Consider the following 26,995-nt stretch of genomic DNA (forward strand, 5'->3'; position numbering starts at 1 on the left):
TCAGCCGGTCAGACGCCGCCTCGGAACGTGAACCGCCCGGCCACGAGCGTCGCGGCCACGGGCATCGCCGCAAAGACGGCGTCCGCTACCGCCAGCGGGTCGCCGTCGAGCACCACAAGATCCGCCGGATCCCCCACCCGGACTTTGCCCCGCCCGCGCGTTGACGCGGCCAGGGCCTCCTGCCGCGTGAGCGCCTGCTCCGGATGCCAGGGCGCCCGCCCGTCCTGCCGTGCCCGGGTGGTGGCCGCCGACATGGCGGTCCACGGCTCCAGCGGCGCCACCGGCGCATCGGAGCCCAGCGCAAGGGTGGCCCCGGCAGCCAGCAGCGACCGCAGCGGGAACGCCCGGTCCGTGCGCCCGGCCCAGTTGGAATCGGCGGCATCACGGTCATCCAGGGCATGGGCGGGCTGCACGCTCGCCGTCAGGCCCAGCTCGCCGAAGCGCGCGAAATCCTGGCCCCGGACAAACTGGGCATGCTCAACCCGGCCCGCGATCCCTGCCGCCGCGAAGGCATTCAGCGCCACCTCGTTCGCGCCGTCGCCGATCGCGTGCACCGCCGGCACAAAACCGGACTCCCGGGCCCGGACCAGCAATTCCATCAGTTCCGCCTCGCTCACGGTCAGCAGCCCGCGGCCGCCGTGCGGGTACGGGTCCACGCAGTAGGCCGTGCGGGTGTTCAGCGACCCGTCAATCAGCACCTTGAGCGGACCGACGCGCAGCAGCCCCGCCCCGCCGTCGAGCTCCTGCCCGGTCCGCATCCCGTCCGCGACGGCCCGGGACAGGTCCTGCGGATAGACGCCGGCGTCGACCCGGAAGGAATCGAACCCGCCCGCCACACGGCGCAGCCACACATCGCGGTTCCAGGTCATTTCGAAATCGACAATCCCCACGATCCCGCGTGCGGCCGCCGCCTCCGCCGACTCCCGCACCCAGGCGTCCACCACGGCGTCCGGCAGTTTGCCCAGCTCACGGGTCAGTTCAAAGGCCGGCTCCTCGCGCAGCAGCCCGGACGAGTCCACCGGCACGCCGTAACGGGACGCCGCCGCGCTGTTGAGCCAGACGCAGTGCAGGTCATGGCTGAGCAGCGCCGCCGGCCGGCCGCCGGTGGCGCCGTCGAGCAGCTCAAGGCTGGGAACATCCGCCCAGACGGCGTCCCGGAAACCCACACCCACCACCGTCAGGCCGCTGTCCTCTTCACCCGCAAGGCGGGGGGCGGACAGGGAGGAACGCACGACGTCGGCCGCCTCGCGCGCGGAGGCGGCAGCGGAGAGATCGATCCGGTTGGCGGCGAGGGCCCACTGCGTCATGTGGACATGCTCATCCCACAGCCCCGGGATAACGTAGCGGCCGTCCAGGTTGACCACCTGGGATCCGGGAAGACCGGACATTCCGGCGGGAGCGATCCGTGAAACCACCCCGCTGGCCACGTGCACGTCGTGCAGCGCCGTCCCGCCGGGAACCCGCACCGAGGCGAGCACGAGGGGGCGGTTCTCAGCAGCGGCAGGAGTCTCAGGCATAGGAAACAGGCTAGGGGCCGGAACGCTCAGCGCCAATCCGGACCCGCCGGAGCCCCCGGATGCCGGCTGTCCCACCGGACAAGGGACTTTCGCCCCTTGCCCCGGGAACACGGCCACACCAAGCTGAACTTGGGGCGGTTCCTGCACGGCCATTGGGGGATGAACCGCTTGCTTGTCAGTTGTACGGTCTCGCTCGAACCTTGGGGAAGGAAAAGGCGTTCTGCCCTGCCGCGTCCGCGGGAGGGCAAGAGACCGCAGCCACCATGACTGACAACAGCGATTTTTACATCTTTGAGTCCGCTCACGGCTTGCGCGGGAGCTCTGACGCCGCATGACGCACAGGCAGTACGGAAGCCGATCCAGTGCCTACTACGCGCACCCCTCACACGGGGATCCGCGGATCAAGGTTCTCATCCGGATCGACGCCGTTGATGAGACGGCGTGGGTCAATGTCCGGGGCGTCGTTACGCCCGCCAATATCAGGGCCCTCTACGTCGTCTGCCGCCGAGTGGCCGCGAAACTGCCCGGGTACGAAATCGTCGTTGACCTCGCCCACGCCCGCGTGACGGCCGAAGCCATTGACGAACTCCACGAGCATGCCAGCCGCTCAGTCATGTCGTCCGGCATCGACGCCTCCGTCACACCGTGCCGGCTGCGCATCGTGGATCCGCCGAACATCCTCAGAATCAAGGAGAACGCATGAAAGCCCTCGTCTACGGCGGTCCCGGGGAAAAGTCCTGGACGGACGTTCCCGACCCGAAGATCCAGAATCCCAGTGACGTGATCGTCAAAGTGGATACGACCACGATCTGCGGAACGGACCTCCATATTCTCAAGGGGGATGTTCCCGCCGTGACCAAGGGCCGGATCCTGGGCCACGAAGGCGTCGGCACCATCACCGAAGTCGGTTCCTCGGTCACCAGCCTGAAAGTGGGGGACCGCGTCATCATCTCCTGCATCAAGTCCTGCGGCCACTGCGCGAACTGCAAGACCGGCCTGTACTCGCACTGCATGGGGGAGGAAGGGGCCGCCGGCATCGGCTGGGTCTTCGGCCACCTGATCGACGGCACCCAGGCCGAGTACGTCCGCGTCCCCTACGCCGAAAACTCCCTCCACCTGCTCCCCGGGGGCGTCACCGACGAACAGGCCGTGATGCTCTCCGACATCCTGCCCACCGGCTTCGAGATCGGGGTGCAGTACGGCCGCGTCAAGCCCGGTGACACGGTCGCCGTCGTCGGTGCCGGCCCGGTGGGACTTGCCGCCATCGCAACCGCGGGACTCTACGGTGCCGCCACCATCATCGCCATCGACCTTGACGCGAACCGGCTGGACAAGTCCCGCGAGTTCGGCGCCACCGACGTCGTTCTGTCCGGCGACACCGACTGGAAGGAGCAGGTGCTCGCCCTGACCGACGGGCAGGGCGTGGACGTGGCGATTGAGGCCGTCGGCATCCCGGCGACCTTCAGCATGTGCACGGACATCGTGCGCCCGGGCGGCAACGTGGCCAACGTCGGCGTGCACGGCAAGTCCGTGGAGCTGCATGTGGAAAACCTGTGGATCCAGAACATCAACATCAGCATGGGCCTGGTGAATGCCAACACGACCCCGATGCTGCTGAAACTTGTGGCACAGAAGAAGGTGCCCGCGGAGAAGTTCGCCACGCATCATTTCCGCTTCGACCAGTTCCTGGAGGCCTACGACACGTTCGCCCGGGCCGCGGAAACAAAGGCACTCAAGGTCGTGATCACCGCATGAAGGCCCTGGTTGTCTACGATTCGGCGTACGGCAACACCAGATCCGTAGCCGAGACGATCGCAGGTTCGCTTGACGGGCTGCAGGCGAGATCCGTCCCGGTCGGCGACTTCAAACCCGATGAGCTCGCAGCCGGGGACCTCCTCGTCGTCGGCAGCCCCATCAACGGATGGCGCCCGACGCCGAAAATCACCGCGCTGCTCTCGGCCCTGGGTAAGGGCTCCCTGACGGGTGTGAAAGCCGCGGCGTTCGACACCCGCGTCCGGATGTTCATCCACGGCGATGCCGCCAAGAAAATAACCCATGCACTGAAGGCCGGCGGGGCGGACATCATCGCCGAACCCATGCCCTTCTACGTGAAGGGGAGCGAAGGGCCGCTGCGCGACGGTGAAATCGAGAAAGCGGAGGGCTGGGCACGAACCCTACTCACCTCACTCACGAGCTGAGTCAGCTGAACTGAGTCATCTGAAAGGACGGCGGCCATGCGACCAGGCCGGATAGTCATGCTGGTGCTGGGCACGCTCAGCGCACTTCTCGGACTGGGGTTGCTGGCCGCTGCCGGCGCCGCAGGATTTGCCAACTACCTGCAACGCGACAACGGATACTTCACAACGCCATCGGAACGGTACGCCACAAACTCGTATGCCCTGACAAGTCCGCGGCTCGACATCATGGCCGACGAAGGGGTGCCGGACACCGCCCCGGTCGGTGTGGTGGGAAGTGTCATGCTGGGCGGATCGGCGGCTGCCGGCAAGGAAATCTTCATCGGCATCGGGCCGCGGAGCGACGTGGATGCCTATCTGAACGGCGTTAGCCATTCAGTGATCAACGAGGTACGGTTCAATCCCTTCCGGGTGGATTACCGGGACGTGGCGGGCACCCAGGTTCCGGCGAGGCCTGCGGACCAGCCCTTCTGGGCCGCGTCCGCCACCGGCACGGGGGAGCAGCAGCTCGAATGGGACCTGCGGTCCGGCAGTTGGGCGGTGGTGATCATGAATGCCGATGCCAGTGCCCCGGTGGTCGTGGACATGAAAGCCGGAGCCCGGTCCAACCTGCTGTGGCCCGTCTTCATCGGGCTGCTGGTCGGCGGAATCGTCTTCCTGCTCATTGGCGTTCCCCTGATCGTGCTGGGGGCCGCGGGACTGGGCCGTGGCAAGGGCGGACCGCCCCAGCCGGGCCAGCTGCAGCCCTCGTCCGCGGCCGCCCCGCCCCGGCTTCATGCGGCGGGCGCCGTGCCGGGCGCGGCGGCAGGTGCTGTTGCGGGAGTGCCGCCGGGGACCGGCGTCGTTTATCCCGCCCGTCTCAGCGGCTACCTGGACCCGAACCTGTCACGTTGGAAGTGGCTGGTGAAGTGGCTCCTGGCGATCCCGCACTTCATCGTCCTCTTCTTCCTCTGGTTTGCCTTCGGTGTGGTCACCATCGTCGCGTGGTTCGCGATCCTGTTTACCGGGCGCTACCCGCGCTCGCTGTTCAACTTCAACGTCGGGGTGATCCGCTGGAGCTGGCGCGTGGCCTTCTATTCGTACGGGGCGCTCGGCACGGATGTCTATCCACCCTTCACGCTGGAGCGCACCGACTACCCGGCCGACTTCGACGTCGACTACCCGGAGAAGCTCTCCCGCGGCTTGGTTTTCGTGAAGTCCTGGCTGCTGGCCATCCCGCACCTGCTGATCATCGCACTGCTGACCGGGACCGCCCAGACCTGGGTCTACCGCGACGGCGTTTGGGTGCAGGTCGGCACGGGGCTCTCCCTGTTCGGGTTGCTGGTCTTGATCGCCGGGGTCATCCTGCTGTTCACGGGGGTGTACTCGCGGGGTCTTTTCGACTTCCTGATGGGCCTGAACCGCTGGATCTACCGCGTGGCCGCCTATGTTTCGCTGATGCGCGACGAATACCCGCCGTTCCACCTGGACATGGGGCCGCGGGATCCCGGTGACACTCCCGCAGTTCCGCCGGCGGCGCCTCCGGCCGGCCCCGGGTATGCGCCAGTTCCCGGCGGCCCCGGCGCCGCCGCCCCGCCGATCTACGGCCAGTCCAGTCCGGGCGGAACAGGACCGGCCACCGCCGTGCCCGCGGAGGGCCAGCCAGGCTTCTACGGGATCGGCGGGCCTGCGGCTCCGGGTCCGGACAAGCCGCAAGCCCCCGCCGGCCCGGAAGGCTCTCCACGTCCCTAGCCCGCTCGGGACACCCCCAGCCGCGGCCGGGCAGCTCATCAGAGCCGCCCGGCCGCTTCGCTGTGCCGATTGCGCCGGGCCCGCTGCAAAGGGCGCCCACGCTTCGCAGCTGCGCCCTTTCGCGCGCCGGCGCCTCCTTTAAAAAATATCTGCATGCATCTGCATCCAAACGGCTCTGCGCGCCGGTAGTAGGGGTGTAAGCAAAAATCGCCCGCCTGGCGGGCCGTTGAAGGAGATGTAAATGCGTACCAGCCTTTTCACAGCAGGCGCCGTGGCCATCGCGGCAGCTCTCACCCTTGCCGGCCCCGCCCAGGCGGCCGAGTCCGATGCCCAGCTGTCCGTTCTCCACGGCGTGCCGGGCCTGACCGTTGACGTCTGGGTCAACGGCGAACGCACGCTCGACGATTTCGCCCCCGGCACCCTCGCCGGTCCGCTGGCACTGCCGGCCGGGGACTACGACCTTGCCATCACCGCCGCCGACGCCGCGGACGCCTCCGCCCCCGTGATCGGGCCCGTGAAGGTCACCCTCGCCGCCAGCGGCAACTACACGGCCGTGGCCAACCTCGACGCCGCGGGCCAGCCGACAGCCAACTTCTTCACGAACGACGTCTCACAGATCGAACCCGGCAAGGGCAAGCTCACGGTCCGCCACACCGCAGCAGCACCGGCCGTCGACGTCCTAGCCGGCGGCACCCCCGTCATCTCCGGCCTGGCCAACCCCAATGAGGAGACCCTGACGCTGGATCCGGGCACCCTGTCCGTTTCCGTGGCCGCCGCCGGCACCACGGACCCGGTGATCGGCCCGGCCGATGTAACGGTCGCGGAAGGCACCCACACGGTGGTGTACGCGTGGGGCAGCCTCGCGGACAACAACCTGGCGGTGGCCGTGCAGAACATTGAGGGTCTGCACTCCGCCCCGGCCGGTGTTCCCGGAGCACGCTCCGGCGCCGCTGACGCCGGGACCGCATCAGCCGGTCAGACAGCCGCCACGGTAGGCATCGGCGCCGCTGTCCTCCTGCTGCTTGCCGGCGGGGTCGCAGTCTCCCGCAGGCAGCCGGCGTTCCGCCGCACCCGCTAGGCCGCAACCGCCAGCCCCGGCCGCCCGGCTTCCCGCCGGGCGGCCGGGCCACGAGCTCCAACACGGCAGGAGGACGGACATGAAGCGAACGACGGCGGCGGAGGCCACCGGGCGTCCCCCGGCTTCTGTCCCGCGGACGGCCGCTCAAGGTTTCGCCCCGCGCATCGCGGCCGTCGCGGTCACTGTGGCGTTGCTGATCACGGGTTGCACCGCACCACAGGAAACGGCGGCCCCGCAGCCCGTGGCAACGGGCAGTACGGTGGCGAAGACAGCCGCCCCTGGCACTCCGCAGCCCCCGCCCCCGGCGCAAGCCACGACCGACCCCGTCCCGGAGATATCCATCCCGGTCTGGCCGGCAACACCGATGGCCCAGACGCCCAAGGACCCGGCACCGCGCTTCCTCACCGCGGACGGGACCACCATCAACATGCCGATCGTGGAGGTGGGAGTCAGCCCCGACGGGGCGATGGAGATCCCAGAGCCTTTCAACGAGGCCGGCTGGTACCGTTTCGGCCCGGCACCCGGAGCCGCCGCAGGCACCGCGGTGATCGCGGCGCACGTCGACACCACGTCCGATTCGGCGCCCTTTTCCCAACTCAAGGCACTTGCCCCGGGCACCCTCGTGACGGTCCAGCGGGAAGGTGCCGCGCCGGTGACCTTCCGGGTCACCGGGGTGGAACTCATGGCCAAGGACGCGTTTGACGGCGCGTCCGTCTTCCGGCGCGACGGCCCGCCCGAACTGAAGCTGGTGACCTGCGGCGGCCGATGGCTGGACGAAGAACAGGACTACGGCGACAATGTGATTGTCACGGCGGTACCGGCATGATTCAGGACGCCGCGATTACCGTCGCCACCAGCAGGGGGAAGGAGCCGGGCTTGGCACCTTTCGAGGCCTCTTCCGCTTGGGACGCGCGACTCAACGAGTCCTTTGCTGCCGGTGACGAATCCGCGCTGGCAGAGGCGTACCGGCAGTTCTCGCCCCTGGTGCACACGCTGGCCCTGCGCTCGCTGCGCGACAACTCCGCGGCCGATGACGTCACCCAGGAAGTGTTCATCCGGGTGTGGCGCTCGCGGGCCGCGTTCGACCCGGCGAAGGCGCGGCTGCCCGCGTGGATCGTGGGCATCACCCGGAACGTCATCACGGATGCGCAGGCGGCGACGACGCGGGAGACCCGGAAGGTGCTGGCCGCCGTCGAGCTCTCCCCGGACCCGGAACAGGCGGCCGGGCACGCAGCCGCGGAGGTCCTGGCCGACCGACTGCTGCTGGAAGGGGAACTGGAACGGCTCGGGGAACCACAAGGATCCATCCTCAAGCTCGCCTTCTACGATGACCTGACGCATTCGCAGATTTCACAGAAACTGGACCTGCCGCTTGGTACGGTCAAAAGCCACATCCGCCGCAGCCTGTCCCAGCTCAGAACCCGATTGGAGGTAGACCGTGCAACATCTTGATCCGGAGTCCCTGAGCCTGCTGGCCCTCGGCGAAGAGCTCGGAGACGACGCCGCGGACCACCTCCGCTCCTGCCCCAGCTGCGCCGCGGACTATACCGGGCTACGCCGCGCAGTCCTGGCGGCGAAGCCCGGACCAACGGACGCCACCGCGCTGGAGTCTCCGGGGCCGCAGGTGTGGGCAGGAATTCACCGCACCCTGGGGCTTTCCGCGGCCGTCGCCGCCGACCCGCTGGGATCCCCGGCGTCGTGGGATTCCCGCCCGCCGGCACCGGCCCCATTGCCGGCACAGCCACCGACAGAAACTCAGCCGCCCGCACCATCACAGACACCGTCCGCCTCCCCGACGCCGCTCCCGTCCCGGGAGGAACGGGCCGCGGGGAAGCGGGAACCCGGCGGGGGATCCGGGTGGATCCGCCGTCCCGGAGTGTGGCTGGCGGCCGCCGCGGCCACTGCGTTACTGGCGGCGGGGGTCTTCTGGTCCGTGCAGCAGAACCAGCCGGCAGTGACCCCGCTGGCCCAGGCCGAACTTGCGCCCGTGGACCAGCATTCCGCCACCGGCTCGGCCCAGGTTATCGAGACGAAGGACGGGCAACGCACCCTGGAGGTCCGGGTCGACAAGAACGAGGCCCGGGGGTACCAGGAGGTCTGGCTGATCGCGCCGGATCTGTCCCGGCTGGTGAGCCTGGGCGTCATGACCTCCGAGTCCGGAACTTTCGCCGTGCCGGCGGGGCTGGATCTGGGCGAGTACCCCATCGTGGACGTTTCCGACGAGCCGGTCGACGGCAATCCCGCGCACTCCAGCGTGAGCATTGTCCGCGGAACCCTTGACTCGTGAACCAATCCGCCCTCTTGCCAGCGGACCCCGGCGAGAACATAGTTGAGGGAATTTACCACTCCACCGCGGGAGGCAGGCGACCATGCTGAACAACGAGGTGCCGGGAAGCGGGCTGCTGAAGGGCAAGACCGCGCTGATTTACGGTGCGGGGGGTTCCATCGGGGGAGCCGTGGCCCGTGCCTTCGCGGCGGAGGGCGCCTTCGTCCACCTCGCCGGCCGCACGGAGTCGCGGCTGGAAAAGGTGGCCCGGGACATCCAGGAGGCGGGCGGCAGGGCGGAACCCTCCGTCGTCGACGCCCTGGACGAGGAGCAGGTCGATGCCTTTGTGGACCGGGTGGCCAGGAAGAACAAACGGATCGACATTTCCTTCAACGTCATCTCCTTCGGCGACATCCAGCAGCCGCTGATGGACATTGACGTCAACGACTTCACCCAGCCCATCAGCCTGGCGACCCGCACCCACTTCCTCACCACCCGGGCCGCGGCGACGCACATGATCAAGCAGCGCTCGGGTGTGGTGCTGATGTTCGGCGGCTCCGGCCCCCAGACCATGCCCGGGCTCGGCGGCTTCAAGGTGGCCCTGGATGCAATGGAGGGGCTCCGCCGGCAGTGGGCCCTGGAACTGGGCAAACACGGCATCCGGGTGGTCACCATGGTGTCCGGCGGCATTATCGAGACGATTCCGTGGCAGGCGGAGGGGCGTGAGGAGATCATCGTGGAGATCGCCAGGGCTGCCCACCTGAACCGGACCGCAACACTGGCCGACGTCGGAAACGTCGCCTGTTTTGTCGCCTCGGACAAGGCCGCGGCCATCACCGACGCCACGGTCAACATCTCCGCCGGCGCGATCGTGGACTACTAGAGGCCAGGCCACGAAGGGCTGCTGACAGCAGCCGCCTACTCGACCGTCACCTTGATCCGCTGCACCTCGTTGTTGCCCATGCCCTGGTAGTTCCAGACCTGCTCCAGCGGCTGGGTGGCACCGGTGGTGTCCGTGGCGCGGCAGGCCAGCTCATGTTCTCCGGGGTCAGCCACCCAGGGCAGGGACCAGGCGCACCAGGCGAAGGGCGCTGCCGGATGTTCCAGGTGCGCCGGCGCCCACTTGCCGTCGATTCCCACCTCGACGCGCTGCACGGCGCCCTCCCCGGACCAGGCCCGGCCGGTCAGCATCACCGGCCCGGCCGGCACGATCCGGCTCCGGGTGAAGAAGTCCGGGACGCCCGGCGGGACCATCAGGGAGCGGACCTTGATCCACGTGACGGGGATGCCGGCGTCGTCGGCGTCCTGCTGGTAGCGGTACGCGACCGCCTGCTGGAAACCGTCGAACGGCTTGGTGAGCACCTTGATCGAGGAGAGCCACTTCACGCTCGCCATGCCGTACCAGCCGGGGACCACCAGCCGCAGCGGGTAGCCGTGCTGCGGCGGCAGGTCGTTGCCGTTCATCCGGTACGCCAGCACGATGTCGGGCCGCAGGGCCTCCGCAATCGGAAGGCTCCGGGCGAACTGATGCCGGACGCCACCTTGGATTCCGCTGTCGGCGCCGGTGAACACCACCTCCACCGCATCGTCGTCCACCCCGGCCTGGGCCAGGAGGTACGCGAGCGGAACCCCGGTCCAGACGGCGGTGCCGACGGCCTCAAGCCGCCAGGGCTGGCTCAGCGGGCGGGGCCGCAGCAGCGAGCGGCCGTTTCCGGCGCATTCCAGGGTCACGGGGATGCTGATCCTGGGCGACCGGCGGAGCGCCTTGAGGTTCAGCTCCAGGGACCGCTGCACGGCGCCGCCGATCCGCAGGTGCCATTGCTCGGCATCGATGAACGGGATGTCGAAATGGTTCAGCAGATAATGCAGCCCGGGCGGGGTGGTGTCATCCCGCAGGGCCTCCAGCGGCATGGAGTGGTTGCGCGCGGCAAGCTGCAGTTCCTCCGCCGTCAGGGGGCCGTGGCTCGGCTCGCCGGGATGCGGCGTGAGTTTCCGGCCGTGTCGCGGGGTCTTCAGGATGGACGAGTGTCGGGACATCTGCTTTGGCATGGCACTGCGATTCTGCTCCGGACCGGCCCGGTTTTGGACCGGTGACACCTGTAATCAGGTCTACCGCCGCGGCCCGGAAGCCGTCAATACCGGGCGGCCCGGCAGCCACCCCGGGCGGTTAGATCGTGTGCGACTCCGCGAGGAACTGTGCCAGCCCCAGTGGTTCGCGGCCCGTGAGCTCGTGCACCGCCGACGTCGACCCGGCGAGTTCTCCGGCGGCGATCGCCGTGTAGGTGCTCACCCAGGCGTCCACCTGCCACCGGGGGGCGCCATAGGAGGCCCGCGAGGCGTAGGCCTCCTCGAGCGTCTCGTTGTGGAACGTGATGGTCCGGCCGGTCCCGGCGGTGAGGCGTTCCGCGGCCCGGGCCAAGGACAGGTCCTCGGGCCCGGTGAGGTCGTAGGTTCGGCCGACGTGCAGGGCCGGGTCCCGGAGCACGGTCACGGTGGAGCGGGCGACGTCCGACCGGGCCACGGCTGCCATGACGCCGTCTCCGGCCGGTCCGCGGATAACACCGTCCGCGCCCGCCAGCAACGGCAGGAAGTCCAGGTAGAAGTTGTCCCGCAGGAAGGTGAAGTCCATCCCGGAGGCCCTGATCCGCTCCTCGGTGGCGAAGTGGTCCAGGCCCAGCGTGAAGGTGGAATCCGCTGCCGCGCCGAAGAATGAGGTGTAGACGATGTGCTGCACACCGGCGGCGGCCGCCGCGTCCACAAAGGTGCAGTGCTGCTGCAGCCGGTCCTCGGCCTCGGCGGCGGAGACCATAAAGAGCGTCTTCACCCCCTCGAGGGCTGCTTTGGCGCCCACCGGGTCGGCGTAGGTGGCGACGGCAAGGACTGCGTCTTCCAGCTCCGGCGCCCGGCCGGGGTCGCGCACGAGCAGACGCTGCGGGCTGCCGGCGTCGGCCAGCTGCCGGGCCACCAGGCCGCCCAGGTGTCCGGTGGAACCGGTGACGGCGAGCGTTGGCGCCGCGGTCACGGCCTAAGCCTCCCGGGAAGCGGGCGACTTGGTCTGCGCCGGGTCGCGTTCGGCGAGGGAGCCGATCGCGGTGTCGATCTTGTCCATGATTCCGGCGTCCAGCTTCACGCCCGCGGCCGCCACGTTCTTCTCGATCTGCTCCGGCCGGGACGCGCCCATGATGGCGGAGGCCACGTTCTTGTTCTGCAGTACCCATGCGATGCTCAGCTGGGCCATGGTGAGTCCGGCCTCCTCGGCGATGGGCTTGAGCTGCTGCACGCCGGTGAGGACCTCGTTGGACATCCAGCGCTCGATCATCTTCGAGCCGCCCTTGGAATCCGTGGCGCGGCTGCCCTCCGGGGCCGGCCTGCCGGGGTGATACTTTCCGCTCAGCACGCCCTGCGCCATCGGCGACCAGACAATCTGGGAAAGGCCCAGTTCCTCGGACGCTGGAATCACGTCTGCCTCGATGACCCGCCACAGCATGGAGTACTGCGGCTGGTTGGAGATCAGCTGGAAGCCTAGTTCCCTGGCCAGGGCGTGCCCGTCGCGGATCTGGCCGGCCGTCCATTCGCTGACGCCGATGTAGAGGGCCTTGCCCTGCCGGACGATGTCCGCGAAGGCCTGCATGGTCTCTTCCAGCGGGGTTTCGTAGTCGTAGCGGTGGGCCTGGTAGAGGTCCACGTAGTCCGTCTGCAGCCGGGTGAGGGAGCCGTCGATGGCCTCCATGATGTGTTTGCGGGACAGGCCAAGATCGTTGTGGCCCTTGGGCCCGGTGGGGCCGAAGACCTTGGTGAAGATCTCCAGCGACTCACGGCGCTCGTCCTGGAGGGCCTTTCCCAGCACGGTCTCCGCAGCCGTGTTGGCGTAGACGTCGGCAGTGTCGAAGGTGCTGATACCGGCGTCGAGCGCTGCCCGGACGCACTGGGTGGCGACCTCGTTCTCCACCTGCGAGCCGTGCGTGAGCCAGTTGCCGAAGGTGATTTCCGAAATCTTGAAGCCGCTGTTCCCGAGGTATCTGAATTCCATGGGTTTCAACCTAGCCGACTTGGCGGCCGGGGGTAAGGCCTCAGCCGGCCTTGCGCTCCTGGGCCTGCGGCTTGGGCAGCTGCTTGTTTGGGGGTCTGGGCGGTTGTTCGGTCAGGGGCCTGCCCAGGGGTTTCCGGGGCAGCGGTGGACGGCCGTGAAGGGAGACCAGCGATCCGGTGTCCAGCAGGGATTTCGCGGTGGGCATCGGGGCTTTCTTGAAGGCCGGCGGGACCGTGCCGAGCTGGCCGTTCCGGTCCGTGGCTGATTCCACGAGCGGTGCCACTGCTGCCACGTCCTGTGCCGGAGCGGTAGGGCTGGGGAGTTCTCGGACTGAAACCTTGACGGCCGGGGCAGCCTCCGCTTTGGCCCGGGCGGCGGCGCGTGCATCGGCCTGCGCAACGGCGGCAGCCCAGTCCGGGGACAGTGCGGGTTCTTTTTTGGCGGGCTTTGCCGGTTTGGCGGCTTCCGGCGGCAGGGCTGGTTGAACCCCGGAGGTGCGGACCGGGCGGTCCCGCTGGACCGTTTCGGCAGTTTTGCCGGCCGTCCTGAAGAGTCCGCGTCCCACGGCCATGATGGTTACGGCGGCCAGCCGGCCGAGGCCGACAATGACCAGCGTGGCCACGAAGACAAGGAAAAGTCCGAAGAACATGACGAGCGCCACGGCCAGGGTCCCGAAGAAGGTCAGGTTGAGGGCGATGGTTGTCGGATCTTCCATGTCACCTCTCCTAGCTGGCCTTGCTGCAACGTGTCGCGCCACGACCGGCGGGAAACACCACGCCTTAACCATACGGACTTTTTTCCCCGGACACGGTGCCGCGGGGCCTCTTCGCGGAGACGTGTCAAAGCTGTTACCGGCTCCGCCGCGGCAGTCCCCGGGAACGAACGTGCGTCTATAGTCGGAAGGAGCCCGGCCGGCGTGGACCGGCCTCCGGAAAGGACATTTGTGACGCCCCCAGCCGCCGACCCTCCGGGAGCCGGTGCCCGGCATGCCCTGGCACCTTTACTAGGCAACTGTCCCTGCCTTTCCGGGGAAAAGTACGGCGCGTGCTGCGGCCGTTTCCACAGCGGCGCGGCGGAGGCTCCGACGGCTGAACAACTGATGCGCGCCCGGTACAGCGCCTTCGTCGTGCTGGACGCCGACTACCTAATGCGGACCTGGCACCCGGAGACCCGGCCGGCCGAACTTGACCTGGATCCAGACCTGCAGTGGCGACGGCTGGACATCATGTCCACTGCTCGCGGCGGCCCGCTGGACACCGAAGGGACCGTTGAGTTCAAGGCTCACTTCCGGTGCGGCGGCGATCGCGGAGTCCACCACGAGACGAGCCGCTTTGTGCGGGTCGACCGCCGCTGGTGCTACGTTGACGCAGTCGCCGTCGAATTCGGCTGAACGGCGACCGACGCTGAAACAGTTGCCGGGCGCCGAGCATCGTTGCCCGGCCCCCGGCAGGTCCCGGACGTTTGGCTGCCGCTTAGCGTTCCTCGTCGGTGTCCACCGGCGCGAACCCGGCGCGATCCACCTTACGGTGGAAGTACATGCCGGCGGTGCCGCCGAGGACGGCGCCGACCAGGGCCACCGCGGCCACCACCACTGCGGCGATGATGCTTGTGGTGGTCAGTTCGCCCTCGTTGACCGGGATACGCGGGAAGCTGTTGAGCTGGGCCAGGATGTTGTACTGCTGGCCCGCAACGACGCCTAGGATGGCGACGAGGACCGCGGCGATGAGGGCCCAGACCCACACCATGAACCCCTGCTTGGCGCCGTTGAAGCGGGCCATCCGGCCGGCAACGTAGCCGCCGGCGTAGTACGACACGAACAGGATGACCAGCAGCACGATGATACCGACGATTCCCACGGATTCGTTGCCGGAGGTGACCGTTGCGTTGACGTCCGTGTTCGTGGCGAGGCCGACGGCGGTGCCGGCGGCGGCGACCAGCGCGGTCAGGAGGACAGCCATGCCGGTGGCTGCGAGCCAGCCGAAGAAGGCCGAGCCGATCTGGATGCCGCCGAACTGCTTCTTTTCGCGGGCCACCACGGTCGCCCTGGTGGGAACTTCTTCGACCACAGTGTCCCGTGCCGCGGTGGCGCGCGCGGGCTCGTCGTGGCGGACCGCGGTGACGGGCTGGCCGCGGGTTGGTTCCGCGTGGACCGCGTCCAGGTTCCGTGTCGGCGCGGCTGTAGCGTCGCCCGTCGGGATGGCACGGGTGTCGTTTGTGCGTGCAGTGTCGTGGCGGGCGGCGTCCTGCCGGGCGTCGTGGATCCGGGCGTCCTGGCTGACGGCCCCATCCTCGTCACGTGCGCGGCGGGGAGTGCGATCTTCGGGGCCTGCTGGGTTGCTCATGGGGACTGCTCACTTTCACTGAATGACCCGCGCCCATTGTTTGGGCCGGGCACCGCAAGGCGGAGACCGGCGTGCGGGTCTCAGGACCACCTAACCACGGGCAGTCAAAGGCAGCAAGGATGCTTACTATTTTCTCGGGGTGGCGGGACGGTGGCGACTCGCCCGCTCAGCGGTACTTCCGGTGCAGGTTCGTCTTCACCGATGCGCGGGGGCTGGCGTCGGCAATCCAGGGCCCGGTGCCTTCCGACTGGTCCAGGATCCCGGCCTCCAGCCACACGTAGTCGCCGGCCAGGACCCTGCGGGAGAGCCCGTGGTCACCGTCGTCGGTGTTCCTCCAGAGCTGGTCGAAGTATTCATCCACCCGCACACGGGCCTGTTCGCAGAACGCCTCGGCAAGCTCATAGGCGGAAGCGCCTTTCTCAGGGGCGGTCCGCAGCAGCATTTCCGCCCGGGAGCAGGCGGCGGCCATTGCGAACAGTTCGGCCCCGATGTCCACAATCCGGCCCAGGAACGCCTGTTTGTGCTCAAGCTTCGCCTGCCACCGCCCCATCCCGTAGAACGTCTGCCGGGCCAGCCGCCGGGATGACCGCTCGACGAACCGCAGCTGCTTCGCGAGCCGGCCGAAGTCGCTGTAGGAACGGGGGTCCATGCCCGCCCCGGCGACGAGCTTGGGCAGCCACTTCGCATAGAACCCGGAGGCGCCGACCGCGGCCTTGGCTTTGTCGGACAGGCTGGCGTCCTCGGAGGCGAGGTCTCCGGCGGCTGCCAGGTGCGCATCCACGGCCTCCCGGGCGATCAGCAGTTTCATGATCTCCGAGGATCCCTCGAAGATCCGGTTGATTCGCAGGTCGCGGAGTTGCTGCTCGGCCGCCACGGCGCGCTCGCCGCGGGCCTCCAGGGAGTCCGCCGTTTCGAAGCCTCGGCCGCCGCGGATCTGCACCAGTTCGTCGGCGATCCGGCAGCTGATCTCGGCGCACCACAGCTTGGCCAGGGCTGCCTCGATCCGGACGTCCTTCTGCCCGGCGTCGGCCATTTCCGCGGTCAGTTCGAAAACAGCGTCCAGGGCAAAGGCGCTGGCCGCAATGAAGGCGATTTTCTTGCCCACGGCTTCGTGCTTGCCCACCGGCCGGCCCCACTGGGTGCGGGCATTGGACCATTCCCTGGCGATCTTCAGGCTCCACCGCCCGGAGGAGACGCAGAGCGCCGGAAGGGCGAGCCGGCCGGTGTTGAGTGTGGTGAGGGCGATTTTCAGGCCCTGTCCTTCGCGGCCCAGCCGGTTGGCTGCGGGCACCCGGACCTGATGGAAGCGGGTGACACCGTTCTCGATGCCGCGCAGGCCCATAAAGGTGTTGCGGTTTTCCACCGTGATGCCGGCGGAGTCCATCTCGACGACGAAGGCGCTGATGCCTCCCTTATGTACCGTGCCGTCGGCGTCGGTGCGGGAGGGGACCACCGCCATGACCACCACGAGTTCGGCAATCACGCCGTTGGTGGTCCAGAGCTTTACGCCGTCCAGGACGTAGGACTCGCCGTCGTCCGAGGGGACGGCGGTGCTGCCCATCCGGGCGGGGTCGCTGCCGACGTCGGGCTCGGTCAGTAGGAAAGCGGTGATGGCGCCGGCGGCGCAGCGCGGCAGGTATTCCTGCTTCTGCGCGGGGGTGCCGAAGACCTTGACCGGCTCGGGGACGCCGATGGACAGGTGCGCGGAGAGCAGGGCGCCGAGGCTGGGGTGCACGGAGCCCAGCAGCGCCAGCGCGCGGCCGTAGTACACGAGCGAGAGGCCCAGCCCGCCGTAGTCGCGGGGGATTTTCATGCCGAAGACCCCCAGTTCGGCGAGGCCCTTGAGGTACTCGTCCGGAATCAGCGCATCGCGCTCGATCGTGCGCCCGGACATCGTGCGGCAGAAATCGGTCAGGCGGGCCATGAACGCTTCCCCGCGTTCGACGTCGTCCGCCGGGGCGTCGGGCCAGGGGTGGATCAGGCCGAGGTCAAAGCTGCCGAGGTACAGGCCTTTGGCGAAACTGGGCCTGTCCCAAGTGGTTTCGCGGGCTGCTTCGCTGATGGCCCGCGCGTCGGCAGCGGTGGCGTCGGGGCCGATCGTCTCGGACGGGACCGGGACATCCGATGCGGGGCTGTCGGCGGGATTGTCGGTGGCTGGATTCTCAACGGCGGAGCTCATCGGGCATCTCCTCTAACCGGGGTCACCGGGTCGAGCACTGGATCCGCCGTGGGTGGAGGACCCTTCAGCTGTCCCGCAATACTACCCGCGGGTAGGTCCCGGTACTAGGGGCCGATTGGCCCATAATCTCTGCCGCCATATCCCCGGCGAATTCGGCCGGAAGCTCCACCGCGGAGGCATGGTGGACCAGCCGGTCCCATACATGGTTGATGCCATGGACAAGCCCCAGCAGGACAGTCGAGGCGATGGCCCAGGCCAGGCGCCCGATCCCCAGCAGCACGAGGGCTGCGAAGGAAGCCGCCATCATGAAGAGTGTCAGTACCAGGGCAAAGACGAGCGTGCCGATGAAGACCAGCGTTCCCGTTTCCACTGCGCTTAGGTCGAACTGCATTCTTCCCCCTGCACCATTGCTTCGGTTGAATCAGTAGCCCGAGCGTAGGGTGCGGGAAGTGCGCTCGCCAGAGTCCACAGCCCGTGCCGGGCTTCTTGATACGGGATCGAAATGCTACCCGGGCGTAGGTCACGGGGTGGTTGCGGTGACCTCACGGTCCCCGCGTTGCGGCCGCCACAACCTGGGATCAGTCGTCGTCGCGCTTGGGGGCGCTCTGGTCCAGGACCTGGAAATCGGAACTGAGCTGCACCTCAACCTGGGTGCCGTCGTTCAGCCGCACCTCCACTTCATAGGCCGAACCGCCCTCGTCCTCGCGTTCGACCTCACTCACCGTGCCCTGGCCGACCCTGGCGAGGGCGGCGTTGCCCGCCTTGTCCCGGTGCTCGGCGCTCAGCCCGGGCTGGTTGGAATCGTCGTCGTCGCGTCCCTGGCTTTCGACCGTGGACACCTGGAATGACCGGTCGAGGCTGACTTCAACTTTGCTGCCGTCCGGGCGCATGACGTCGACCTCAAAGGCTGCGCCGCCGTCGTCGGTCTCCGCTTTCAGGACAGTCCCCCCGCCGGTCTTCGCGAGGGCCGCGTCGCTGGCCTGCTGCAACTCAGTTCCGCTCAGGGGCTGATCATCAGTGGTCTGGGTGCTGGCAGCAGCTGCGACTGTTGCGCCGCCCAGAATGACGGCCGCCGCCGCTATCCCCGTGATCAGTCCAGCTTTCTTACGCATGACTGACTCCTTTCACCTGATGTTCACAGTCTGCCCCTGAAGGGAAACGGCGCACAACGATGAATGCAAAACCGGGGCCTGCGTTAACCTTGTAGCTGGCAGTTTTTCCTTGTCCGCTGCCCGATCCAGATCCCACGGCAGCCGTTAGGAGAGTGCGTGTCCCGCTCCGCCTTGTCCTCCGCCGACGCCATCAGCGCCCGGCTGAGGGACCTCGAACTACTCACCAAGGGTCCCGCCTGGGCGCTGACCCGCTCGGCGCCGTGGGTGATCGCGGTGCTGCAGGCGTCCTTTACCCGCACCCGGCCGCAGCTGCCGCTGGAGCAGTTCCACGCCGACGTCGACGCCTTCCTTGAGCAGCTCCGCCGCCAGGATCCGGGGCTGGGCGGCGCCGCCAACGGGAAGACGTTCGGCGATGAGTGGACCCGCAAGAATTTCCTGACCCGGCGCAACCAGTCCGGGCAGATCGTGTACGAGGTCACCGAACCGGCTGCCCGTGTCATCGCCTTCCTGGACAGCCTCTCCAGCGAACGCTCCACGCTCAACGGGTCACGGCTCGGCACGCTGCTGGGCGACGTCGAGAAGCTCGCCAATGAGACGAACCCGGATCAAAGCGCCCGGCTGGAGTCCCTTGAGGAAGAGATCGGCGAACGGCGCCAGCTGATCGAGGACATCAGCTCGGGCGACTTTGACGGGCTGCTCGACGACGAGGAGGCCGTGGAGGCCGCCGGGAACATCCTTGACCTAGCGGCCAGCCTGCCCGCCGACTACAAGAAGATGCGTGACCGGATCGAGGAGCTGGTGGGCGAGCTCCGCAACCAGATCATCGAGGAGTCCCTCAGCAAGGGCGCCACGATGGCCCAGGTGCTGGAGGCGGACAAGCGGCTCCGGCAGAGCCCCGAGGGCCGGACCTTCCGTTCCTTCACGGCGTTCCTGGAGGATCCGCAGCAGCAGCTGCGGTTCCGTTCGGCGATCGGCGAGGTGCTCAGCAGGCAGTTCGCCGATGACCTCAGCCATGAGGAACGGGAGACGCTGAAGAACCTTGTCGCGGAACTGCGGACCCAGCACAGCCAGATCCAGCGGATTTACGGCAAGCTCAGCGAAAGCCTGAACACCTACGTCCAGAGCGACGACTTCCGCCAGTCCGTCCGGCTCCGCAAGGTCCTCCGCGAGGCCGAGCAAGCCATCCGGTCCCTGCCGTACGAGCGCGAGCGCCCCGGACTGGTCCGCGGCCCGGTACTCTTCAACGCCGGCTTCGAGTCCCTGGCCATGGTCAAGCTGTTCGACCCGGACGAGTTCGCGGCCCCGCCCCGACTGGCCGACCCGATCGCCTTCAGCGACTCAGACCGGGTGCGCTCGCCGCGGACCGGCAAAGCAAGCCCCGCGGCCATCCGCTCCGCGTTCGCCGGCGCTGCCACCCTGGCCGAGGCCTGGGAGCAGCTCCCGCCGGGCGAACGCCACATCAACTCGATCCGCGCCCTGCTGTCCCACGCCCTGCACGAAGGTGCCGGCTTTGACCGGCAGGCGTGGGACACCCTCGACTTCGAACAGATCGACGGCTCCACGCGCACCGCGTACCTGCCGGTCGTCACGCTCAAGAAGGACTGAAGATGACTGAACTTCCCCCACAAACAATGGAAGACACGGCCGAAGCTGCCGAAAGTGCGCCGGCGGCCGCCGAGCCCGCCCAGCACGTCCACGCCGACCCCTTCACGGTCACCCCGCGCGACACGTTTGTCGACGGCGCCGCACTCTTCCCGGGGGACACCGGCGTGCTCCCGATGAAGGTCCGCCAGGCCCTCGTGAAGCTCCTGAAAGGCCCGTACATCGACGGCGGCCGGGACGAGAAGCTCTGGACCACACTGCTGGACAACCAGCTGATCCTGCGCAGCCGCCTCTCCGAACTCTTCCTGACCCTGCAGCTGGACCACGAACGCAAAGTGGCCGTCCTGCGCCCGGTGGATCCCGAGGCAATCGGCGGCAGCACCCGCTCCAGCATCCTGCGCCAGCAGCGCGCCCTGAGCCGGGTGGAAACCATCGTGCTGCTGCGCCTCCGCCTGCTCCTGGACCGCCACGTCACCGCCCAGACAGACCCCACGATCACGCGCGAGGAAATCGCCGAACTCGTGGCCCACTACCAGCCCTCCGGGCAGCAGGACGCCTTGCGCGATTCCGACGTCGTCAACCGCGCCATCGCCAAACTCCTGGCCCGCCAGCTCCTCCTCGCCACCGGCCTGGACGAGGTCTACACCATCTCCAACGCCCTCCCCCTGGCCCTCCCGTTCGAAAACATCGGCGACATCCCCGCCCAAATCGACGCCCTGGTAGCCGCCAGCACAGACCAGTCCGGAACGGAGCCGCTGCTGGAGCTCGACGGCGAGACCCTCGCGGAAGAGGACAGCGACGACGGCGATGCCGCCGCTGAAGGTGACCCGACGAGCAAAGACGACGACGGCGATGCCGCCCCGGGAGTGGCATCTAAGGGGCCGGACGAGGGACCCAATGCGAGCTTGCGAGCATTGGGAAGTCCGGACCCGCTGTCGGAGCCGGCAGCATCGTCCGCAGGACGAATGCTGTCCGGCAAAGGGGCGGGGGCGGCATCGCCGTCGGCGTCGGACGCAACCACAACTGACGCAACCACGGACACGGACGAGGCAGCCAAGTGAGCATCGCAACCATGCTCCCGATGGGCGAGCTCACGAACCCCGGCCAGATGCGCCTGGCCCTGGTCCAGGTGGTCAACTGGGGCACCTTCCATGGCGCCCACACGATGCACGTGGACCGCAACGGCACCCTGCTGACCGGCAACTCCGGCGTCGGCAAGTCCACGCTGTTCGACGCAATGCTCCGGGTCTTCGATGCGCGGCCGCGTTCCAACGAGGCCGCGGCCCAGCGCGCGGGCGGCGCGGTGGAGGACAAACGGACCACGTTCACGTACATGCGCGGCAAAGTGGGGGACAAGGCGGTCGGCGAGGGCTCTGCCAGTGCGTTCCAGCGCCCCGGAGCCACCTGGTCCGCCGTCGCCCTGACCTTCGACAACGCCGCCGGCACCCGGGTGACCGTGTCGGCGCTGTTCGACCTGCCCAAGAACGGCACGGAATCCAGCGTGGGCCGGTACTACCTGATCGACAACAAGCCGCTGGACCTCACGGCAATTGAGGGCATCGCGGAGAAGCGCTTCACCAAGTCGGCGCTGGACGTGATCTTCCCGGACGCCCAGATCTTCGACGTGCACAAGGCCTTCGCGGAGCGCTTCCGGCGCCTGCTCGGGATCAATTCGGACCAGGCCCTGCCGCTGCTGCGCGTCATCCAGGCCGGCAAGGGACTCGGCGGCAGCGTCAACAACTTCTTCCGCGACCAGGTCCTGGACGCCCCCGCCACGCTGACCGCCGCCGATGACGTCGTCGAGGAATTCAGCAACCTGATGTCCATCCGGCAGCGCCTCGAGGACGTCCGGCAGCAGCGCGACCAGCTGGCGCCGGTGCCCGGGCTGAACAAGGACTATGCCCAGTCCCTGCTCGACGCGAACCGCCTGCGGGAGCTCGCCGGCGAGGAATTCGAGGCCTACAGGCAGCAGCTGGCCGTCACCGTGCACGAGAAAACGCTCGCCCGGTTCAAGGAGCTGGCCCAGGCGAAGGCCAAGGAACTCGGCGCCGAGCGCGGCATCCGGGACGGCCTGGCCAAGGAGCTGCGGCAGCTTGAGGCGGACTACAACAACCAGGGCGGCAACGCCATCTCCGCGATCGAACAGGCCCTGGAGAACGCCCGGGTGGGGCTCAAGCTCCGCCAGCAGGTGGAGGAATCGGCCCGGAAGGCCCTCACCGACGCCGGCCTGGAACTCCAGTGGTCCCCGGCCGGCTGGGAGCAGGCCCACGAGCACGCGGCCGCCCGCTCGGCCGAGCTGAAAGACGACTCGGAGGCGCTCAAGGAGCTGCGCTTCGAGGCGTTCGACGGCCACGCGACCAGGAAGCGTGAGCTCGCCGCGGCCCAGCAGGAGCTGGTGTCGCTCAGGACACGCAAGTCCCTGCTGCCGCCGTCGAGCATTGAGAACCGCAGCGCCATCGCGGCGGCCACGGGCGTGCCGGAGGAGCAGATGCCGTTCGGCGGCGAGCTGATCGACCTTGCGGAGGGCCAGGAACGGTGGCGGCCGGCCGCCGAGCGGGCGCTGCGCAGCCTCGCCACCACGCTGCTGGTCCCCGGCGAGCACTTCGGCGCCGTGACCCGCTACCTCAACGACCATTCGGTCCGCGGTGCGCTGCGCGCGGTCGACGTCTCGAAGCCGCTCGCCGGCGGGGCGCTGGCCGTGCAGGACGCGGCCGACGGCGATCTGCTCAGCAAGCTGGACATCCTCACTATGGGGCCGTCCGCCGGCGCAGGCGAGTGGATCCGCGAACGGATCGCCCTCGATTTCGCCTACCCGTGCGTCGAGGACCCGGACGAACTGTCCCGGCTGGACAAGGGCCTGAGCCTGGGCGGTGTGGTCAAACGCAACCGCCACACCGTGGAAAAGGACGACCGCTTCACCGGCCGGCAGGACTATGTCCTCGGCTTCGACAACGCGGCCAAACTGGAACTCGTGGCCGCGCAGGTCGAGGACCTGCAGCAGGAGCTCGCGAAGGCCGCTGAACTCGCGCAGAGCCGGGAAGAGTCGCACCAGGGAATGAGCCGGCAGCTCGAGGCCCTGCGCCGCGTTGCCGACGACCACCGGCCCTGGGAACAGGTCTCGGCCGCCGTGGCGGCGGACGAACTCGCCCGGATCGAGCAGCGCCTCAAGGACGCCCTCGCCGCGCAGGCGGACCTGGAACCGCTGCGCGCCAACATCGAGTCGGCCCGGCAGAAGCACCAGTCCAGCACCGAGGCCGCGGCCGTGCTGCAGAGCGAATACAAGGCGGTCGACTCGCAGCTGTCCACCGCCGATTCGCTGCTGGACGCCGCCCGGGCCCGCCTGGTGCAGGCGCCGCCGTCGGACGCCACCGTCACGGCACTGGAGCCGTACTTCGCGGACTTCGGCGACGTCCTGGAAATGCACGAGCTGGACAACGTCGCCAACCAGGTCCGGACCCGGCTCCTCGCCGAGCTGCACACGGCCGAATCCCGCGGGCAGGCGACCTCGGAGCGGCTCACGCGCATCTTCGAGGGCTTCGTCCGCGAGTGGGGAACGGCGATTTCCGCGGACCACGGCACGTCGATCGGCGCCGCGGGCGAGTTCGAAGCCCGGTACCACGCCATCGTCAGCGACGGCCTGCCGGCGCAGGAAGCCGAATTCCGGCAGTTCTTCAACCAGCGGACGCACGAATCCTTCAGCACCCTGCTGCACCTGCTGGACGAGGAGCGCCGCTCGATCAGCAGCCGCATCCTGCCGCTCAACGGGATCCTCTCCGAGGTGAACTTCCATGAGGGCAGCTTCCTGGAGCTCGACATCAAGCAGACCCTGCCCGCCACCGCAAAGCAGTTCAAGGATGCGATCCAGAACGCGCTGAAGGTCCGGCACACCAGACCCGGAAAGGCGGCCGCTCCGGCGTCCGGTGCTTCCGGCGCGGTAGCGGACGACGACGCCGAGCTCGGCAACCGCTACAAGTCGCTCGAAACGCTCGTCAAGCGGCTCGGCTCGCAGACCCCCGAGGACCGGCGCTGGCGTGCCGAAGTGCTGGACGTCCGCGGACACCTCTTCATCCAGTGCAAGGAACACCGCGAGGTCCAGGGCTCGCGGGCGGCGAAGGGCGGGCGGAAAAAGACCGAGGTCTTTATGCATGCGGACACCGGCTCGATGTCCGGCGGCGAGCGGCAGCGCTTCACCGCGTTCATCATGGCCGCGGCGCTGAGCTACCAGCTGGGCATCGCCGAGCAGGGGTTCACCACCTACGGCACCGTAATGATGGACGAGGCCTTCGTGCTGGCCTCGGAGGAATTCGCTGGCGCCGGCATCAAGGCGCTGCACGAGTTCGGTTTCCAGCTGCTCCTGGCCGCGCCGGAGAACGTGATCGACCTGTCCCGGCACCTTGGTTCCGTGACCGAGATCCTGCGGGACAAGCGCACCAACCGTTCCGGTGTGCTCACCGCTCCCGTGATCGGTCACCGGCCGGGAGCCGAGGGAACCTGGCGCTCCGAGGCGAACCCGGTCGACATCGTCCTTCGCTGACCCGCCGCACCAAACAACGCGGGGTCACCTACAGCCAATAATCCCCTCCGGGATGGGCCGTAGGTGACCCCGCGTTGGTGTTTAAACGGCGCGGGGACGGGGATTCGGTCTATTAGGTTATGAAAGGTTTGCGTAATTTCCGCAAGGATAGGCTAGCCTTACTTAGGTTCGCATCACAGACCTAAGGAATTCCATGCCTCTCCCGACCCCGGGCCGTACCGTGCCCAGACGCCGTTTCCTCCGCACCGCCGGCCGGACAACTGCTGCCCTCGCCGCCGTCGCGTTGTCCCTGACGGCCTGCTCCACCGGCCCGGCCAGCTCGGCGGCGGGCGCCCCCAGCCAGCCGGCCAGCTCCGCCTTCCCGGTGACCATCACTCACGCGTTTGGCGAGACCACCATCAAGGAACAGCCGACGCGGGTGGTCACCGTGTCCTGGGTCAACGACGATGTGGCTCTTGCCCTTGGTGTGGTTCCCGTGGGTGTCCCGAAGAACGAATGGGGCGGCAACGACAAGGCTTCCACCCCGTGGAAGGATGCCGCACTCGAAAAGCTCGGCGCCGGCTTCGGTTCGGACAAGGCCCCGGTCCAGTTCTCCGAGGCCGACGGCGTCAACTTCACCGAGATCGCCAAGCTCAACCCGGACGTCATCCTCGGTGCCTACTCCGGCCTCACGGAGGAGGACTACAAGAAGCTCAGCGAAATCGCCCCCGTGGTGGCCCATCCTGAGATCGCTTACGGAACCTCCTGGCAGGATTCCACCGCCATCATCGGCAAGGCCCTCGGCAAGGACGCCGAGGCCACCCAGCTGGTCGCCGACACTGAGGCCACCATTAAGGAAAAGGTCTCCAAGTACCCGCAGATCGCAGGCAAGAGCTTCATCTACGGCAACCTGGAGCCCGCTTCGGCTGACGGAGTCAACGTCTACACCGCCAACGACAACCGCCCCCGCTTCCTCAGCGAGATCGGCATGAAGCTGGCCCCCGTGGTGGAGGAAAATTCCCAGGGCTCCAAGGAGTTCTTCATCCCGTGGTCCGCCGAGAAGGCCAACGAACTCGAATCCGACATCTTCGTCACCTGGGTTCCGGACGCAGCCACCACCGATTCCATCAAGGCAGACCCGCTGCTCGGCCAGATCCCGGCGATCAAGAAGGGCACCCTGGTCGCCGACTCGGACAATACCCTGACGCTGTCCATCTCGGCTTCGTCGCCGCTGAGCCTGCCGTGGTCGCTGGACACGTTCCTGCCGCAGCTGGCGAGCGCAGCGGACAAAGTCACCGGCGCGGTGAAGTAAGCGCATTCCGATGAGCCCACCTACGACGACGGCGGTTTCCGCAGCCGCCCCGCCCGCGCCGGAGACGCCCACGGGTGCTGCCACCCCCGCCCGGGGACCGCGTGCACTCTGGCTCCTGGCCGCCGTCGTCGTACTGGCGCTCGCGACCCTGGCGTCGTTCGCCATCGGAGCCCGGGGCCTGGCCCTGGACACCGTCTGGCAGGCGCTGACCCGGTTCGATCCGGCCAACGGCGACCACGCCGTCGTCCATGCCCGCATTCCGCGCACCGTCCTGGGACTGCTCGCCGGGGCTGCCCTTGGGCTCGCGGGCGCAGCGATGCAGGGCGTTGCCCGCAATCCCCTCGCCGACCCGGGCATTATCGGAGTCAACGCCGGGGCCGCACTGGCGGTCGTCACCGGCATCTACGTGTTCGGCGTGTCCTCGCTGACCGGGTACATCTGGTTCGCGTTCGCCGGCGCCGCGGCCGCCGCCGTCGTGGTCTACCTGATCGCGTCACTCGGCAGGGACGGTGCGACGCCGGTGAAGCTCGCCCTCGCCGGCGCGGCCCTGAGCGCGGGCCTGTTTTCGCTCATGAACGTCATCCTGGTGTCCAGTCGGGACACCCTGGACCGTTTTCGGTTCTGGCAGGTCGGCGGGATCGCCGGCCGCGACTGGTCCGTGATCCTCCCGGGCCTGCCGTTCCTGCTGCTGGGGGCCGTGATTGTGCTTGCCACCGGCCGGGTCCTCAACAATCTCGCCCTCGGCGACGACATCGCCCGCGGCCTGGGCCAGCGCGTCGGTCTGGCCCGCGGCATCACCGCCCTCGGCATAGTCCTGCTCTGCGGATCGGCCACGGCGCTGGCGGGACCGATCGGTTTCGTGGGCCTCGTCATTCCGCACGCCGTCCGCTTCCTCACCGGCCCCGACTACCGCTGGATCCTGCCCTTTTCGCTGGTCCTGGCCCCGGCCCTGCTGGTGACCGCCGACGTGATCGGCCGCGTGATCCTGCTCCCGGGTGAAGTCCCCGCCGGGATCATGACCGCCCTGGTGGGTGCTCCGGTGTTCGTCTGGCTGGTCCGGCGCAGCAAGGGGGCCGGGCTATGAAAACCCTCGCCGAAACCAATACCCCCGTTGACCT

General features: G+C 68.3%; 23 protein-coding genes and 1 pseudogene. 15 read left to right on the top strand and 9 right to left on the bottom strand.

Features of this window, described 5'->3' with window-relative positions; all coding sequences use genetic code 11:
• Nucleotides 1-8: 8 nt before the first annotated feature.
• Entirely contained in the window at nt 9-1,517 is a 1,509-nt protein-coding gene (locus ABIC21_RS16955) for an amidohydrolase (RefSeq protein ID WP_354351552.1), read from the bottom strand.
• Between the two features lie 331 nt (nt 1,518-1,848).
• Between ABIC21_RS16955 and ABIC21_RS16960 the strand changes: the two genes are divergently transcribed.
• From ABIC21_RS16960 to ABIC21_RS17000, 9 genes are all read left to right on the top strand, one after another.
• Nucleotides 1,849-2,220: a hypothetical protein gene (locus ABIC21_RS16960; protein ID WP_354351553.1), complete on the top strand. Its 372-nt coding sequence runs from the start codon at nt 1,849-1,851 to the stop codon at nt 2,218-2,220.
• A complete protein-coding gene (locus ABIC21_RS16965) occupies nt 2,217-3,272 on the top strand; it encodes a zinc-dependent alcohol dehydrogenase family protein (RefSeq protein WP_354351554.1) in 1,056 nt (351 codons plus the stop codon). Before ABIC21_RS16960 ends, ABIC21_RS16965 begins: the two co-directional genes overlap by 4 nt.
• Nucleotides 3,269-3,715, top strand: a complete 447-nt coding sequence (locus ABIC21_RS16970; protein ID WP_354351555.1) for a flavodoxin family protein — start codon at nt 3,269-3,271, stop codon at nt 3,713-3,715. The genes ABIC21_RS16965 and ABIC21_RS16970 overlap by 4 nt, the downstream gene beginning before the upstream one ends.
• Before the next feature lie 36 nt (nt 3,716-3,751).
• Nucleotides 3,752-5,443 carry a DUF4389 domain-containing protein gene (locus ABIC21_RS16975; RefSeq protein ID WP_354351556.1) on the top strand — a complete coding sequence of 564 codons (1,692 nt, stop codon included), beginning with the start codon at nt 3,752-3,754 and terminating at the stop codon, nt 5,441-5,443.
• 241 nt (nt 5,444-5,684) lie between these two features.
• Nucleotides 5,685-6,521 (top strand): DUF4397 domain-containing protein, encoded by an 837-nt coding sequence (locus ABIC21_RS16980; protein WP_354351557.1) that lies wholly within the window; start codon nt 5,685-5,687, stop codon nt 6,519-6,521.
• Nucleotides 6,522-6,600: 79 nt separating this feature from the next.
• On the top strand, nt 6,601-7,347 hold the full coding sequence (locus ABIC21_RS16985) for a class F sortase (protein ID WP_354351558.1): 747 nt from the start codon (nt 6,601-6,603) through the stop codon (nt 7,345-7,347).
• Nucleotides 7,344-7,973: an RNA polymerase sigma factor gene (locus ABIC21_RS16990; RefSeq protein ID WP_354351559.1), complete on the top strand. Its 630-nt coding sequence runs from the start codon at nt 7,344-7,346 to the stop codon at nt 7,971-7,973. The genes ABIC21_RS16985 and ABIC21_RS16990 overlap by 4 nt, the downstream gene beginning before the upstream one ends.
• Entirely contained in the window at nt 7,960-8,808 is an 849-nt protein-coding gene (locus tag ABIC21_RS16995; RefSeq protein WP_354351560.1) for an anti-sigma factor domain-containing protein, read from the top strand. Before ABIC21_RS16990 ends, ABIC21_RS16995 begins: the two co-directional genes overlap by 14 nt.
• An 82-nt stretch (nt 8,809-8,890) precedes the next feature.
• Entirely contained in the window at nt 8,891-9,670 is a 780-nt protein-coding gene (locus tag ABIC21_RS17000; protein ID WP_354351561.1) for an SDR family NAD(P)-dependent oxidoreductase, read from the top strand.
• A gap of 35 nt (nt 9,671-9,705) precedes the next feature.
• Here ABIC21_RS17000 and ABIC21_RS17005 read toward each other — a convergent pair whose 3' ends face one another.
• From ABIC21_RS17005 to ABIC21_RS17020, 4 genes are all read right to left on the bottom strand, one after another.
• Nucleotides 9,706-10,824, bottom strand: a complete 1,119-nt coding sequence (locus ABIC21_RS17005; protein ID WP_354351584.1) for a sulfite oxidase — start codon at nt 10,822-10,824, stop codon at nt 9,706-9,708.
• 130 nt (nt 10,825-10,954) lie between these two features.
• Nucleotides 10,955-11,809 (bottom strand): SDR family oxidoreductase, encoded by an 855-nt coding sequence (locus tag ABIC21_RS17010; RefSeq protein ID WP_354351562.1) that lies wholly within the window; start codon nt 11,807-11,809, stop codon nt 10,955-10,957.
• A 3-nt stretch (nt 11,810-11,812) separates the two neighbouring features.
• Nucleotides 11,813-12,817 carry an aldo/keto reductase family protein gene (locus ABIC21_RS17015; protein ID WP_354351563.1) on the bottom strand — a complete coding sequence of 335 codons (1,005 nt, stop codon included), beginning with the start codon at nt 12,815-12,817 and terminating at the stop codon, nt 11,813-11,815.
• A gap of 40 nt (nt 12,818-12,857) precedes the next feature.
• Nucleotides 12,858-13,532: a hypothetical protein gene (locus ABIC21_RS17020; protein WP_354351564.1), complete on the bottom strand. Its 675-nt coding sequence runs from the start codon at nt 13,530-13,532 to the stop codon at nt 12,858-12,860.
• 276 nt (nt 13,533-13,808) lie between these two features.
• Between ABIC21_RS17020 and ABIC21_RS17025 the strand changes: the two genes are divergently transcribed.
• Complete coding sequence (locus tag ABIC21_RS17025; protein WP_354351585.1) at nt 13,809-14,207, top strand: YchJ family protein; 399 nt, start codon at nt 13,809-13,811, stop codon at nt 14,205-14,207.
• Nucleotides 14,208-14,289: 82 nt separating this feature from the next.
• On the opposite strand, the gene ABIC21_RS17030 is transcribed toward ABIC21_RS17025, so the two are convergent.
• From ABIC21_RS17030 to ABIC21_RS17045, 4 genes are all read right to left on the bottom strand, one after another.
• Nucleotides 14,290-15,159 carry a TIGR04086 family membrane protein gene (locus ABIC21_RS17030; protein ID WP_354351565.1) on the bottom strand — a complete coding sequence of 290 codons (870 nt, stop codon included), beginning with the start codon at nt 15,157-15,159 and terminating at the stop codon, nt 14,290-14,292.
• Between the two features lie 166 nt (nt 15,160-15,325).
• Nucleotides 15,326-17,338 (bottom strand): acyl-CoA dehydrogenase family protein, encoded by a 2,013-nt coding sequence (locus ABIC21_RS17035; protein WP_354351566.1) that lies wholly within the window; start codon nt 17,336-17,338, stop codon nt 15,326-15,328.
• Nucleotides 17,339-17,402: 64 nt separating this feature from the next.
• Nucleotides 17,403-17,729, bottom strand: a complete 327-nt coding sequence (locus ABIC21_RS17040) for a hypothetical protein (RefSeq protein ID WP_354351567.1) — start codon at nt 17,727-17,729, stop codon at nt 17,403-17,405.
• A 187-nt stretch (nt 17,730-17,916) separates the two neighbouring features.
• The gene (locus ABIC21_RS17045) at nt 17,917-18,450 is read right to left on the bottom strand and encodes a PepSY domain-containing protein (protein WP_354351568.1); all 534 of its coding nucleotides are present in this window, start codon (nt 18,448-18,450) and stop codon (nt 17,917-17,919) included.
• A gap of 156 nt (nt 18,451-18,606) precedes the next feature.
• Between ABIC21_RS17045 and ABIC21_RS17050 the strand changes: the two genes are divergently transcribed.
• The 5 genes and pseudogenes from ABIC21_RS17050 (at nt 18,607) to ABIC21_RS17070 (ending at nt 26,961) form a co-directional block, all read left to right on the top strand.
• A complete protein-coding gene (locus ABIC21_RS17050; RefSeq protein ID WP_354351569.1) occupies nt 18,607-20,055 on the top strand; it encodes a DUF3375 family protein in 1,449 nt (482 codons plus the stop codon).
• Between the two features lie 26 nt (nt 20,056-20,081).
• Nucleotides 20,082-20,867: pseudogene (locus ABIC21_RS17055) on the top strand (DUF4194 domain-containing protein); the annotation flags it as partial.
• Between the two features lie 242 nt (nt 20,868-21,109).
• Nucleotides 21,110-24,586 carry an ATP-binding protein gene (locus tag ABIC21_RS17060; RefSeq protein ID WP_354351570.1) on the top strand — a complete coding sequence of 1,159 codons (3,477 nt, stop codon included), beginning with the start codon at nt 21,110-21,112 and terminating at the stop codon, nt 24,584-24,586.
• Nucleotides 24,587-24,779: 193 nt separating this feature from the next.
• Nucleotides 24,780-25,877 carry an iron-siderophore ABC transporter substrate-binding protein gene (locus ABIC21_RS17065; RefSeq protein ID WP_354351571.1) on the top strand — a complete coding sequence of 366 codons (1,098 nt, stop codon included), beginning with the start codon at nt 24,780-24,782 and terminating at the stop codon, nt 25,875-25,877.
• A 10-nt stretch (nt 25,878-25,887) separates the two neighbouring features.
• Nucleotides 25,888-26,961 (top strand): FecCD family ABC transporter permease, encoded by a 1,074-nt coding sequence (locus ABIC21_RS17070; RefSeq protein WP_354351572.1) that lies wholly within the window; start codon nt 25,888-25,890, stop codon nt 26,959-26,961.
• Nucleotides 26,962-26,995 lie beyond the last annotated feature (34 nt).

Origin of the sequence: Pseudarthrobacter sp. PvP090 (genome assembly GCF_040547365.1) — a bacterium.
Classification (GTDB): Bacteria; Actinomycetota; Actinomycetes; order Actinomycetales; family Micrococcaceae; genus Arthrobacter.

What these genes read in the sequence shown, in the direction of transcription:
- ABIC21_RS16985 (WP_354351558.1), top strand. Translation starts at nt 6,601, where the DNA reads ATGAAGCGAACGACGGCGGCGGAGGCCACCGGGCGTCCCCCGGCTTCT.
- ABIC21_RS17000 (WP_354351561.1), top strand. Translation starts at nt 8,891, where the DNA reads ATGCTGAACAACGAGGTGCCGGGAAGCGGGCTGCTGAAGGGCAAGACC.
- ABIC21_RS17005 (WP_354351584.1), bottom strand. Translation starts at nt 10,824, where the DNA reads ATGTCCCGACACTCGTCCATCCTGAAGACCCCGCGACACGGCCGGAAA.
- ABIC21_RS16965 (WP_354351554.1), top strand. Translation starts at nt 2,217, where the DNA reads ATGAAAGCCCTCGTCTACGGCGGTCCCGGGGAAAAGTCCTGGACGGAC.
- ABIC21_RS17070 (WP_354351572.1), top strand. Translation starts at nt 25,888, where the DNA reads ATGAGCCCACCTACGACGACGGCGGTTTCCGCAGCCGCCCCGCCCGCG.
- ABIC21_RS16960 (WP_354351553.1), top strand. Translation starts at nt 1,849, where the DNA reads ATGACGCACAGGCAGTACGGAAGCCGATCCAGTGCCTACTACGCGCAC.
- ABIC21_RS17015 (WP_354351563.1), bottom strand. Translation starts at nt 12,817, where the DNA reads ATGGAATTCAGATACCTCGGGAACAGCGGCTTCAAGATTTCGGAAATC.
- ABIC21_RS16990 (WP_354351559.1), top strand. Translation starts at nt 7,344, where the DNA reads ATGATTCAGGACGCCGCGATTACCGTCGCCACCAGCAGGGGGAAGGAG.
- ABIC21_RS16980 (WP_354351557.1), top strand. Translation starts at nt 5,685, where the DNA reads ATGCGTACCAGCCTTTTCACAGCAGGCGCCGTGGCCATCGCGGCAGCT.
- ABIC21_RS16975 (WP_354351556.1), top strand. Translation starts at nt 3,752, where the DNA reads ATGCGACCAGGCCGGATAGTCATGCTGGTGCTGGGCACGCTCAGCGCA.
- ABIC21_RS16970 (WP_354351555.1), top strand. Translation starts at nt 3,269, where the DNA reads ATGAAGGCCCTGGTTGTCTACGATTCGGCGTACGGCAACACCAGATCC.
- ABIC21_RS17030 (WP_354351565.1), bottom strand. Translation starts at nt 15,159, where the DNA reads ATGAGCAACCCAGCAGGCCCCGAAGATCGCACTCCCCGCCGCGCACGT.
- ABIC21_RS17045 (WP_354351568.1), bottom strand. Translation starts at nt 18,450, where the DNA reads ATGCGTAAGAAAGCTGGACTGATCACGGGGATAGCGGCGGCGGCCGTC.
- ABIC21_RS17020 (WP_354351564.1), bottom strand. Translation starts at nt 13,532, where the DNA reads ATGGAAGATCCGACAACCATCGCCCTCAACCTGACCTTCTTCGGGACC.
- ABIC21_RS17065 (WP_354351571.1), top strand. Translation starts at nt 24,780, where the DNA reads ATGCCTCTCCCGACCCCGGGCCGTACCGTGCCCAGACGCCGTTTCCTC.
- ABIC21_RS17035 (WP_354351566.1), bottom strand. Translation starts at nt 17,338, where the DNA reads ATGAGCTCCGCCGTTGAGAATCCAGCCACCGACAATCCCGCCGACAGC.
- ABIC21_RS16955 (WP_354351552.1), bottom strand. Translation starts at nt 1,517, where the DNA reads ATGCCTGAGACTCCTGCCGCTGCTGAGAACCGCCCCCTCGTGCTCGCC.
- ABIC21_RS17040 (WP_354351567.1), bottom strand. Translation starts at nt 17,729, where the DNA reads ATGCAGTTCGACCTAAGCGCAGTGGAAACGGGAACGCTGGTCTTCATC.